Annotated in this window: 13 protein-coding genes; 1 reads left to right on the top strand and 12 read right to left on the bottom strand. The window is 64.5% G+C overall.

The window, feature by feature from the left end:
- The first annotated feature begins 222 nt into the window (after positions 1-222).
- Positions 223-546: a flagellar hook-basal body complex protein FliE gene (fliE, locus tag AC3FLX_RS12590; protein WP_488696937.1), complete on the top strand. Its 324-nt coding sequence runs from the start codon at positions 223-225 to the stop codon at positions 544-546.
- 103 nt (positions 547-649) lie between these two features.
- Here the strand turns inward: fliE and AC3FLX_RS12585 are convergent, their stop codons facing one another.
- The 12 genes from AC3FLX_RS12585 to fliS form a co-directional block, all read right to left on the bottom strand.
- Positions 650-1297, bottom strand: a complete 648-nt coding sequence (locus AC3FLX_RS12585) for an LbetaH domain-containing protein (protein WP_488696935.1) — start codon at positions 1295-1297, stop codon at positions 650-652.
- Positions 1294-1941, bottom strand: coding sequence for a GNAT family N-acetyltransferase (locus tag AC3FLX_RS12580; RefSeq protein WP_488696933.1), 648 nt, complete (start codon positions 1939-1941; stop codon positions 1294-1296). Before AC3FLX_RS12580 ends, AC3FLX_RS12585 begins: the two co-directional genes overlap by 4 nt.
- Position 1942: 1 nt before the next feature.
- Complete coding sequence (locus tag AC3FLX_RS12575; protein ID WP_488696931.1) at positions 1943-3070, bottom strand: DegT/DnrJ/EryC1/StrS family aminotransferase; 1128 nt, start codon at positions 3068-3070, stop codon at positions 1943-1945.
- A gap of 15 nt (positions 3071-3085) precedes the next feature.
- Positions 3086-3622: a dTDP-4-dehydrorhamnose 3,5-epimerase gene (gene rfbC / locus AC3FLX_RS12570; RefSeq protein WP_488696929.1), complete on the bottom strand. Its 537-nt coding sequence runs from the start codon at positions 3620-3622 to the stop codon at positions 3086-3088.
- Positions 3619-4866, bottom strand: coding sequence for a methyltransferase domain-containing protein (locus tag AC3FLX_RS12565; protein WP_488696927.1), 1248 nt, complete (start codon positions 4864-4866; stop codon positions 3619-3621). The genes rfbC and AC3FLX_RS12565 overlap by 4 nt, the downstream gene beginning before the upstream one ends.
- A complete protein-coding gene (rfbG, locus tag AC3FLX_RS12560; protein WP_488696926.1) occupies positions 4863-5927 on the bottom strand; it encodes a CDP-glucose 4,6-dehydratase in 1065 nt (354 codons plus the stop codon). Before rfbG ends, AC3FLX_RS12565 begins: the two co-directional genes overlap by 4 nt.
- Entirely contained in the window at positions 5927-6700 is a 774-nt protein-coding gene (gene rfbF, locus AC3FLX_RS12555) for a glucose-1-phosphate cytidylyltransferase (RefSeq protein WP_488696924.1), read from the bottom strand. The genes rfbG and rfbF overlap by 1 nt, the downstream gene beginning before the upstream one ends.
- Positions 6697-8961: an O-linked N-acetylglucosamine transferase, SPINDLY family protein gene (locus tag AC3FLX_RS12550; RefSeq protein ID WP_488696921.1), complete on the bottom strand. Its 2265-nt coding sequence runs from the start codon at positions 8959-8961 to the stop codon at positions 6697-6699. The genes rfbF and AC3FLX_RS12550 overlap by 4 nt, the downstream gene beginning before the upstream one ends.
- 150 nt (positions 8962-9111) lie before the next feature.
- Positions 9112-9426: an EscU/YscU/HrcU family type III secretion system export apparatus switch protein gene (locus AC3FLX_RS12545; RefSeq protein ID WP_488696920.1), complete on the bottom strand. Its 315-nt coding sequence runs from the start codon at positions 9424-9426 to the stop codon at positions 9112-9114.
- On the bottom strand, positions 9423-10766 hold the full coding sequence (gene fliK, locus AC3FLX_RS12540; protein WP_488696919.1) for a flagellar hook-length control protein FliK: 1344 nt from the start codon (positions 10764-10766) through the stop codon (positions 9423-9425). The genes AC3FLX_RS12545 and fliK overlap by 4 nt, the downstream gene beginning before the upstream one ends.
- A 72-nt stretch (positions 10767-10838) precedes the next feature.
- Positions 10839-11168: a flagellar protein FliT gene (locus AC3FLX_RS12535; RefSeq protein WP_488697344.1), complete on the bottom strand. Its 330-nt coding sequence runs from the start codon at positions 11166-11168 to the stop codon at positions 10839-10841.
- Positions 11169-11170: 2 nt separating this feature from the next.
- The gene (fliS, locus tag AC3FLX_RS12530) at positions 11171-11620 is read right to left on the bottom strand and encodes a flagellar export chaperone FliS (RefSeq protein WP_488696917.1); all 450 of its coding nucleotides are present in this window, start codon (positions 11618-11620) and stop codon (positions 11171-11173) included.
- Positions 11621-11622: the final 2 nt, after the last annotated feature.

The raw sequence follows: 11622 nt of genomic DNA, 5'->3' as shown, positions 1-11622 counted from the left end.
CGTGGGCGGTAAGGCAAAGCGCGGCGAACCGCCAGATCCGGCACGGTAGCGATGATCGGTCAGACGGGCGCGGAACAATCGGCTGAATAGGCGAGGTTTTCCCGCCGATTTCAGCCTTTGGGAGGAACCGGCCGGCCAGTACAGTGCGAGGGCTGAAACAGGATGGCGAGTGGTGTTTTCATCACGTCCACCTGTCCCGACTATCTCTAACCTGTACGTGCCATGACCATTTCTTCCATTGAGGGCATGCTCCAGCAACTGCGCGGCCTGGCGCAGGTGGCTGGCGGCGGTTCCACCTCACAGGCGACTGCGGCGGCTTCCACCGCTGGCTTTGCCGGCGAGCTGCAACGTTCGCTGCAACGCCTGAACGCCACCCAGGAACGCGCCTACGGCCAGGCTGAAGCCTTTGAAGTAGGCAAGCCCGGCGTGTCGCTCAACGACGTGATGATCGACATGCAGAAGGCGAACATTTCCTTCCAGACGGCCGTGCAGGTGCGTAACCGCCTGGCCGCCGCGTATCAGGAAATGATGAACATGCCGGTTTGATGGATGCGGCGCGTCTCAGGGCGCGCCGGCCACGGCAAAAAGGCCATGTCCGCTTCCGGCGGCATGGCCTTTTCCATTTCCGGCGGCACGCGGCCGCACGGTTTCACAGGCGGAAATACTCTTCGGCGGCGCGCTCGCGGGCTGGCTTGTACACGAGTTCACCGGCCTGGCCGCCATAGACCAGGCAGTTGCCCGGCGTTTCGCGGTTCAGCACGCTGACGCCTTGCGCAACAACCGAGTTGTCGCGCACATGGCTGCGGCCGATGATGGCGGTGTTCGGGTACATCACCACACCCTCGCCGATCACCGGTGCAACACCGTGGTTCTTGCCAACCGTGGAGTTCTGATACAGCACCAGGTAGTTGCCGTAGGTGGCCTTGGCCAGCACGATGCCCACCGAGTGGCCGATCAGGAATACCTCGGGCATCTCGATCTCGTAGAACAGATCGATGGCGTTGAGCGCCTTGTTGAGGCCGAACAGCTTGGTGGCAACCGTCAGGTCACCCTTGTCGCGCCAGATGCAGTTCGACAGGTAGTACAGGAACGTGCAGTACTGGCTCGAATGCAGGTAGTTGAATTCGCCCGGCCGCCACATCCTGACCGCATCCACGCAGCGCGCGGTGCGGGCCAATGCGTCGTCCACATAGCGGTCGATCGTGGCGCGATGGTCGGCGCCGTCCGGAAAAAAATTGGCCAGCTGCGTGTTGACGTAGCTGACCAGTCCGGAACGATGGGTTCCGATGAGGTTCATGCGGGAACGTGATAGTCCATGTACACCAGCGAGGCCGCGGCATTGTTCACTGCCGGGTCCTCATACCAGCGCACCATGTGTTCCGTGCGTTCGACGTTCAGCGGCACACGCTTCTGCTCGACGAATCCCACCTTGCGATAGAACTCGAGCGCCGTGTTGTCCGAGCGGACACGTACGGCCAGATGCGACAGCCCGAGCTGGTCTCCCGCCCACTGGAGCATGGTTTGCAGCGCTTCCTTCATCAGGCCGCGCGGCGAGTCTCCACCGCTCACGATGGCATCGGCTTCGCCATACCCGGCTTCCCAGTCGATGAAATCGATACCGATATGGCCCAGCGGCTTGCCGTCCAGGTCATCCACCATGAAGAGCAGCTTCGACGGGTTGGCATGGACGAAGTCCACGAGCCACCGTTCCGTGCGCGTGGCATGGGCAACGAATTCCGTCAGGAACGACTTGACGTAACGGTTGCGCCATTCGCTGAGCAGTTCGAGATCGGTCTGCGAGATGCAGCCTTCGCGCGTGGGAATGGGGCGCAGGACCGCCCGCACGGGGCGGCCAACGGGAATCGACAACGACACACGATTCATTGCGGCGCTGGCCTTGATACCGGCGATCAGCGCACGTCCGGCGGGCTGGTTGCTCATCTCACACCTGCGTTTCAAAGTACTGACGAACCTTGGCGGCCACTTCGGCCACGATGGCCAGATCCATCTTGGAGTACAGCGGCAGCGACAGGATTTCCTTGCCGACGCGGTCGGTTACCGACAGGTCGCCAGCCTTGCAATCCTTCCACAGCGTGAACCAGTGGCCCGGCTGCCAGTGGATGCCGGTGTCCACGCCGTTTTCCTTGAGCCATGCGCGCAGGTTGTCGCGCTGGCCTTCCGGCACACGGATGTAGTACAGGAACGGGTTCACTTCCTCGAAGCTCGACTTCGGCGTGCGCACTTGCGGAATGCCGGCCAGCAGGCGGCTGTATTCCTTGCAGGCGTTGCGGCGCGATTCGGCGATGACCGGCAGCTTGCGAATCTGGGCCAGGCCCACGGCGCCGTGCATGTTGATCATGTGATAGCGGTAACCCACGCGCTCCACGTCGAACGTCCAGGCACGCTGGTTCTTGTACATGACGGCGGCGGGCTGCTGCATGCCCAGCAGGCGCAGCTCGTGCACCAGCTTCAGGTCTTCCGGCGAGCTGACGACGATCGTGCCGCCATCCAGGCACGTCACGGTCTTGACCGGGTCGTGGCTGAACACGGTGATGTCCGAGAAGCTGCCCACCGGCTTGCCCTTGTAGTACGAACCGAACGAGTGCGCCGCGTCGTGGATCACGCGCAGGTTGTGGCGCTTGGCGAATGCGGCCACTTCGTCGTGGTCGCACAGCAGGCAGTCATAGTCCATCACGATGATGGCCTTGGTGCGCGGCGTGACGAGCTTTTCGGCAGCCTTCAGGTCGATGCAGAGCGTGTCGTCCTCGCAGTCGCAGAACACGATATCGGCGCCCACCTGCGTGATGACCTGGAAGTCGGCCGAGCAGTTGAACGAGGACACGATCACTTCGTCGCCGGGGCCAACGCCCGCAACCAGCAGGCCGACGTGCAGGCCGGCGGTGCCGGTGCTCAGCGCGGCCACATACTTGTTCTCGTTGCCGATGATCTTCTTGACTTCTTCCTCGAAGGCGGACACATAGCTGCCCATGCCAAGCCAGCCCAGTTCCAGGGCTTCGCGGCTGGCCTGGATTTCCTCGGCCTCGATCAGCGGTTTGAACATCGGAATCATTTCAGGTCTCCACAATCAGTTTGGGTGGTTCCACAGGGGGTGCTGCTGGTCGCGCGGCGATAACAGTGGGTTGTCGAGCGGCCATTTGATCTGGAATGCCGGGTCGTTCCACCGCACGCCAGCGGCGTGCCCGGCGCTGTAGCCGGCGGACATCTGATAGAACATCTCGGTGTTGTCGGACAGCGTCACAAAGCCATGCGCCACGCCTTCCGGCGCATAGAGCATCGTGGCGTTCTCGCTGTCCAGTTCGAATGCCTGCCAGCGGCCGAATCCGGGCGTGCCCTCGCGCAGGTCAAGCAGCACGTCGTAGACGCGTCCGCGCAGCACGCGGATCAGCTTGGCCTCGGCATGGGGCGCGGTCTGGTAATGCATGCCGCGCAGCGTGCCGCGCTGCTCGGTGAACGACACATTGCACTGAACCAGCGACGGATTGAGCCCGTGATCCGCAAACTCCCGCGCGCACCACATGCGCGCGAAGTATCCGCGCGTATCGCGCAGCGGTTCGGGCTGCACCAGGCAGGCGCCGGCAATGTCCGTCGCAATGAACTTCACAGGCACTCCACGCGCGGAATGGGCACCACGAACTTGCCGCCCCATTGGCGGATGTGGGCCAGCTGTGCCGCGATCTCGTCGCGCAGGTTCCAGGGCAGGATCACCACGTAGTCGGGGCGCCTTGCGTCGATGGCTTCGGGTGCCAGCACCGGAATGCGGGTGCCCGGCAGCAATGTGTTCTGCTTGTGCGGGTTGCGGTCGACGGTGAAGTCGATCAGATCCGTGCCCACGCCGCAGTAGTTGAGCAACGTGTTGCCCTTGGCGGGCGCGCCATAGGCGGCAACGCGCTTGCCGGCGCGACGTGCTTCGATCAGGAACGCAAGCAGGTCGCGCTTGGTTTCGGCCACGGCGGACGCGAACGCCTGGTACGGGCGCAGCGTGTCGAGTCCCGCTGCGCGCTCGGCATCCAGGCACTCGGCAACCGCCGGCAGCGTGGCGTGGCTGGCCTTGTCGTGGCACAGGTAGACGCGCAGACTGCCGCCGTGCGTGCCAAGGTGCTCGATATCGAACACGCGCAGGCCGGCTCGTGCGAAAACCGGTTGCAACGCCAGCAGCGACAGGTAAGAGAAGTGTTCGTGATACAGCGTGTCGAACTGCGTCTGCTCGATCAGGCGCAGCAGATGCGGAAACTCCATCGTGACCACGCCTTCCGGCGCGAGCACGATCGGCATGCCGCCGACAAAGTCGTTCAGGTCGGGGACATGCGCCAGTACGTTGTTGCCCAGCAGCAGGTCGGCCTGCCAGCCTTCCTCGCGCAGCGCGGTCGCCGTTTCCCGGCCAAAGAACACTTCGCGCGTCTGCACGCCTTTCTCGCGCGCGGCCGCCGCCGTGTTCGCCGTCGGCTCCACGCCCAGGCAGGTCACGCCGGCCTTCACGAAGTACTGCAGCAGATAGCCGTCGTTGCTGGCGATCTCGATGACCTTGCTCTTGCCCGAGATGTCGAAGCGCCCCGTCATGTCATCGACATAGCGGCGTGCGTGGTCGAGCCAGGATGACGAGTACGACGAGAAGTAGGCGTAGTCGTCGTGGAAGTGCGTGTCGGCACTGGCAACGTCGCGCAGCTGGACGAGCCAGCACTGGTCGCAGACGAGCGCATGCAGCGGATAGAAGAACTCGCCTTGCGCGGCGTTTTCCGGGCGGATGAAGTGGTTCGAGATCGGCGACAGGCCCAGGTCCACGAAAGTGTGGGTCAATGGGGTGCCGCAGCTACGGCAGGAACCATGCGAAGTGCAGGCGTTCGTCATGAGCAGAAGGAATCGAGTTGGGCTTCGGTCAGGGTGCGTGCCCGTGACGGGTCGAGCTGTACGGCTGCATACCAGCGGGCGGTCTGCGCCAGCGCTTCATCGAGCGTCCAGCGCGGCTCCCAGCCCAGCGTCCGGCGTGCCTTGGCGGCATCCAGATAGAGCAGGTTCGCCTCGTGCGGCGCATGGCCAGCGGGTGCTTCCACTTCCCAGTGCAGACCGGGCCAGTGTGGTTGCAGGCGGCGCAGCACGTCGTCCACAGGCAGGTTGTCGGACGGTACGGGGCCGAAGTTGAATGGATGGGCGCAAGCGTCGTCGCCGGCCAGCAGACGGCTGCCCAGCAGCAGATAGCCGTGCAGCGCTTCGAGTACGTGCTGCCACGGGCGCGTGGCACGCGGATTGCGGATGCGCAGCGCGGTGTTGGCAGCGGCGGCACGCGCCGCGTCGGGGATCAACCGGTCCACGGACCAGTCGCCGCCGCCGATCACATTGCCGGCGCGGGCCGTGGCCAGCAGCACGTTGCGTTCGGCCAGGAACGCGCGGCGATAGCTGGCCGCGACGATTTCGGTGCCGGCCTTGCTGGCGCTATAGGGATCGTGCCCGCCGAGCGGATCGGTCTCGCGGTAACCCCACGACCACTCCTGGTTTTCGTAGCACTTGTCGGTGGTGACCACGACCACGGCGCGCACCGATGGGCACTGGCGCAACGCATCGAGCAGGTGCACGGTGCCCATGACGTTGGTCGACCAGGTGTCCGCCGGGTTTTGATAGCTCGCGCGCACCAGTGGCTGCGCGGCCAGATGAAAAACGATTTCAGGCTGCGCGCGGTCCACGGCTTCGCGCATGGCGCGTGCGTCGCGCACGTCGGCGACGATATGCGTCTCCAGCACGGCGGCGATATCGGCCAGCGTGAACAGGTTTGCTTCGCCCTCGGGTGCCAGCGCGTAACCAGTGACCCGGGCACCGAGCCGTGCGAGCCACAGCGACAGCCATGACCCCTTGAAGCCGGTATGCCCGGTCACCAGCACGCGGCGACCGGCAAAGCTGGAAGACAGACCGTCCATTACCAGCACTTCCAGGGCGCCTTGCCGCTTTGCCAGAGTTCTTCCAGTTGCGTCTTTTCGCGCAACGTATCCATCGGTTGCCAGAAGCCGACGTGCTCGTAGGCCAGCAGATGCCCAAGGCGAGCCAGTTCCTTCATCGGCTCCTGCTCCCACGGCGTGACGTCGGTCTCGATCAGATCGATCGCTTCAGGCTGCAGCACGAAGAAGCCGCCGTTGATCCAGCCGCCGTCGCCGCGCGGTTTCTCGGAGAAGCCCTTGACCATGCCCTCGTCGGTGCGTTCCAGCGCGCCATAGCGGCCAGGAGGCTGCACGGCGGCCACCGTGGCCCAGCGGCCGTGGCGGCGGTGGAATTCGATTTCCGCCGAGATATTGATGTCGGATACGCCGTCACCATAGGTGAAGCAGAACGTCTCGCCGGGGGTGAGGTAGTTGCGCACGCGGCGCAGGCGGCCACCGGTCTGGGCGTCTTCGCCGGTATCCACCAGCGTGACGCGCCACGGCTCCGCCTTGCGGCAGTGCACTTCCATGCGGTTCTCGGACATGTCGAACGTCACGTCCGACATGTGCAGGAAGTAGTTGGCGAAGTATTCCTTGATGATGTAGCCCTTGTAGCCCAGGCAGATCACGAAGTCGTTCACCCCATGCGAGGAATACATCTTCATGATGTGCCACAGGATCGGCTTGCCGCCGATCTCGATCATCGGCTTGGGCCGCAGGTGCGATTCTTCGGAAATGCGGGTGCCGAAGCCACCCGCCAGGATCACGGCTTTCATGCGGCGACCTCGCTTTCTTCTTGTTCCACGCGACGGCTGTTTTCGATGACGGCATTCAGGTCGATGCCCAGGGCTTCGAACACCGATGGCGGCGGCGATGCCTCCAGCGCGTCGAGCGACAAGCCGAACTGGTCCTGCAACAGGCCGGCCAGATCGGACTTATCCAGACCGCATTCGTCCAGCCAGTGGGCCAGCAGGCGGTACAGCGGCAGGCCGTACGGGCGCATGCCGATGCTTTCCACCAGCAATTCGATGGCTTCGTCCTTCTTGCCTTCCTGGTACTTGATCACGGCCAGGCCGAACGCCACCATCCAGTGGCGATACCAGGTCGACGTCACGTTTTCCAGCAGGTTGCGGGCCTTGATGTAGTCGCCTTCATGCAGGTGCGCGGCCGCGGACAGAATCAGGTCCTGGCTGCGGAACCACGTGCCGCCGAAGAAGACGCCGTCCTCGCGCTCGGCACCGCCGTCCGGGGTCGGCTTGAATTCTTTGACGATCTCGGCCATCTGTTCGCCGAACCATCCGGCGAAGGCGGCGGCATCGCACATGATGCCTTTCTCCACACGGTCGCGCAGCGACATGCGGATCGAATTGAGTACCCCGACGTCGGATGCGAGCGCGCACGCCATCTCGACATACTGTTCCTCGGTCTCGCAGATCAGGTCCTGCAGGCCAGTGACGTGCAGGAACGGTGCCGAAACCCGCTGGTGGAACGTGTCGCCGGCCAGCGTCACGAGCGGCACGCCCATCCAGAGCGTGTCGCAGGTGGTGGTGCCGCCGGTTACCGGCGCGGTGTCCAGTGCGATGTCGATGCGGTTGTACGTGATGTACTGGTTCGTGCCATCGCGCGGTACCAGGATGACGCGGTCCGTGTCGATGCCGTACTCGGTCATGCGTTTCTTCAGCATGGTGGACACGGTTTCGCGGTCCAGGCCCGATGCTTCGATCAGCAGCTTGCTGTTCGGGCACTTCGCCAGTACCGCGCTCCACAGTCGCATCGTCTTGGGACCGAGCTTGGCGATGTGGTTGCACGACCCGAACGTGATGTAGCCGTTCTCCAGTGCCGGAGTCGGCTGAACGCGGTACTTCGGCTCGTAGATGGCGAGCGGGTCCGTGACATGCGGATGGTATGCGCAGAACAGCGGCGCACGCAGCAGCGTCTCGGTGTAGTTCGATTCGAAGCCAGGGGGGTCGCCGATCAGGTCGGTGATCCGATACTGAACTTCCTTCATGCCTGTGGTGCTCGGGTAGCCCAGCCAGGCAAGCTGGACGGGCGCCAGGCGATGCACCATGTACTGCAACGGCGATGCGCCGGTATAGCCGCCAAGGTCGATCATCACGTCGCAACGCTGCGCACGCGCGGCGCGGACCAGCGTTTCCTCGTTCATACCGTGAACGTCGTGGAACTTGTCGGCGTACTGGCGGATCTTCAGCGTGACGTTGTCGGACACGCCGGAGAGCGAGAACAGATGTACCTCGAAGCGTGTGCGATCCAGATTGGCGATCAGCGGAATCAGGTAGTACGCGCAGGCATGGCGGCGCAAGTCATTGGACAGCACGCCAATGCGGATGCGATTGCCTTCGCTCGGTTGCAGCGGCGGCGCGTTCACTGGCGTCCGTGCCAGCGTTTCAGCCCAGTCGGTGGCTTCGCGGCGCAGTTCGTCCGCGCCGATGCGATCGTCGTAGAGCAGTGAAAACAGCAGGTTTGCCCGGTTCACCCGTTGCAGTGGGTCCAGCGCAATGGCACGACGGTTGATCGGAATGGCTTCGAGCGTGGAGCCCGATTCACGCACAGCGGCCGCATAGTTACCGACGACCGCGGCATCGTTAGGCAGCAGTTCGGCCGCGCGCTCGCATGCGATGCGCGATTCTTCATACTCGGCGATCGTGAAATGCGCATTGCCCAGGACCTGCCACAGGTGCCCGGCGTTGGGCTGGACTTTCAGTACTTCACGAAGCAGCTCGATACCGGCGCGGTAGTTGCCAAGATTGACTTCGAGCGTGCCGAGCAACCCGCTGAAGCCGGGGTGTTGGGGGAAACGCCGCCGGCCGGCATCCGCAAGATTTCGCGCTTCGGCGTGTTGCTTCAACGCCGAAAGCGAGAGGGCTTCCAGATAGTATGGTTCGGGGAGCGTCCCTGCGGCACCGCGCTTTGCTGCGCGCGCGCGCTTGAGCGCATCCTCATACTTGCCCTCATAGTAGGCACCCCACGCCGTCTGTAGCGCGCGGCGCGTTGGGTCCATCGATACCTTCTTGTTCATGACGTCGTGCTCTGGAATTGACGCTGTTTCAGCTCGGGGCTGACGGATGCGAGCACATTAACAAGAGGTGTCCGACGCCAGCGGCCGGAAAACCGGGCGGATTTGGCGCTATTTCAAGCCGGACATGCGCCGGGTGGCGCACGAGGCGCGTCAGACGGCGCTGGTGGCGGTGCTTGAGCCGGGGAGAGCGAGGGGGCTGTCCGTCCCGTCCATCCGATGCAGCCATGCCAACAGCTCGGCCACGGCCACATAGAGCTGGGGCGGAATCTGGCTGTCCAGATCCACCTGCATCAGCAGATTGACCAGCGCGGGAGAGCCATGCACGTAGACGCCGGCCTCCCGCGCGCGCGTGATGATGGCTTCGGCGGACATGCCATAGCCTTTGGCCACCACGCGCGGTGCGTTGTCGCTGGACTGATAGGAGAGGGCGACGGCGGCGCCGCGATCGGACGGGTTGTCGCTCATGCTGGCAGGGCGATGACGGTGGGTGTCGACGGGGCATCCTGTGTCGACACATTCATGTTCAGCAGCGAGATGCCGCGCGCTTCCAGTTGCGCGCGGAAGTCCGCGCGGCCCTGGATCAGCCGTGCGGCCGCATCGCTGTCGATGGCGACGAAGCGCGCCTCCAGCCCGTGTGCGCCGAGCGTGAGCACGGCGTCGACGCTGCCCAGCGCCGGCAGGTTCAGACGCAGGCGAGTGCTCCAACTGGCAGCCTCGGCGCTGCCGCCGGCTTCGCGGCCGTGATCGCGCGTGATTTCCCAATCCACGGGCATGCCCGGCCATGCATCGATCGTTGCGCGAAATTGTTGCGATGCCAGCAGTTCAAGCTGCTGGCGCACAACCCCTTCGCTGGAAGGATGGATAGGCGGACCCCGGTCGGGTTGCGCCTGGGTGCTTGGGCTGTCCGGCGCGTTCCAGCTGGCGACGATCGCCGCGTGCTGCGCGCGCGCGACATGGTGGCCCTCTTGCGAAATCTCGGCGGTGACCTGATAAGCGTGTGCCGCGGCGTTGGCGTGCGCGGCCAGGCGTTGTTCGGCGGCCGGGCTTTGCGGTGTCTGGGGCTGCGCCGCGGCCGCGTTGCCTTGGGCCGTCTGTGCGCTGGCGGCGGCATGCGGATCGCCATGCGCCGCTTGCACGGGCATGCCGGTGGATAGCGGATAGATGACCGGGCGCGTCAGTTCGGCAAGGATCGTGGCACTGGGCGGCGGCTGCGTGCTCGATGCGGCGGGGCCGCCGTAGGGCAGCAACGCGGCCGGTGCCGGTGCCGATGGCGCGGCAGTGGCGGGCTGCCCCTGTGGCTGCGCCGATGCCTGCGCCGGATTGCGCAGCGCGGCTTGCGGTTCCTGCAGCAGCGTCGACAACGGGCGCTGGCCCGTTACCCATTGCGTCAGGTGCGATTCATAGAACAGCCCGCTCTGATCCACGAAGCGAGCCAGTGCGCTGGCCAGGTCCTGCGTGGCGCCCGGATTACCGGCGGGCGACGTGGCGAGCAGCGGCGAATTCGGCCGTGCGGGAATGGCGTCGCCAGCCTCGAACAGGTCGAGAATCGCCTTGGCGGCAAAGCTCAGCGTTTCGCGCGTGGAACCGGTCTGCCCGGCCAGGCGGGGATCGCCGCTGCCCGGCGCGATGGTGTTGGGCTGGCGCGCCTGCACCGTCTCGCCGGTGGACGATTGCACATCGCCCTGCGAGACCTCGGGTACCGGCATCAGCGCCGCGAGCTTGTCGATGGCCAACGCGGGACGCGATAGCTGCGGATCCGGTGCCTGCTGCGGTATCAGGCTGGAAGGAATCTGGATGCCGGTCATGGGCGCGTGTCAGCGATAAGAACGGATGTGATACGCATCGCGCCACCCCGGTGTTACCGGAGCACGCGCGCTTCAGACGGCGCCGTAGGCTGCGGAGAGTTCGAGCTTGCGACGCGAGTTGTTGAGCAAGGCGCCCAGTTCGGCCAGACGCGGATTGGTCAGGTCACGAATCCGGGCATCGTAGGCCAGGATGCGCTCCAGCAGCTGGAAGCGGCGCAGGCGTTCGTCGTCGGAAAGCTGCACGGCGTGGTCAAGCAGGCGCAGGCGATCCACTTCGGCCATATAGACCTTCTGCAGATCGGTCAGCGCGTCCCAGTTCGACGCGCGCGCGGCCTCGAGCATTTGCTCGGAGAGCACCAGCAGCTCTTCGTAGCTGCGAACAATGGGGGACATGGCAAACATCATCAGTTGTCCTGCGAAACGGGTTGTGACGCCACGGCCGGCTCCGCAGGCACGGCGTCCGCGGGTGCTGCCGGATCGATGACGGCCCATGCCGAGGAAAGATTCTCGAGCAGGGCATCCACTTCAGACAGCATTTCGGCGTCGCTGCGCAGGTTGGCCAGCATCAGACGACGCGTCATGTACTCATACAGCGATTCGAGGTTGGCGGAGATTTCTCCGCCCGCCTCATGATCCAGCACCGCGCGCAGGCCGTTATCGATGATGTTAATGGCCTTGGAGATTGCATTGCCGCGCGCTTCCAGCTCGCCGTTTTCCAGATGGAACTTCGCCCGGGCGATGGCCGACCGCGCGCCGTCGTACAGCATGACGATCAGCTTGTGCGGGCTGGCACTCATCACCCCGGTCTGAACACCGACCTGGGCATAGGCGTTGATACCTTGGCGCGCGAACATGG

It is taken from the genome of Cupriavidus sp. 291-E7 (assembly GCF_057798835.1).
This window is presented reverse-complemented; position numbering and strand designations above follow the sequence as displayed.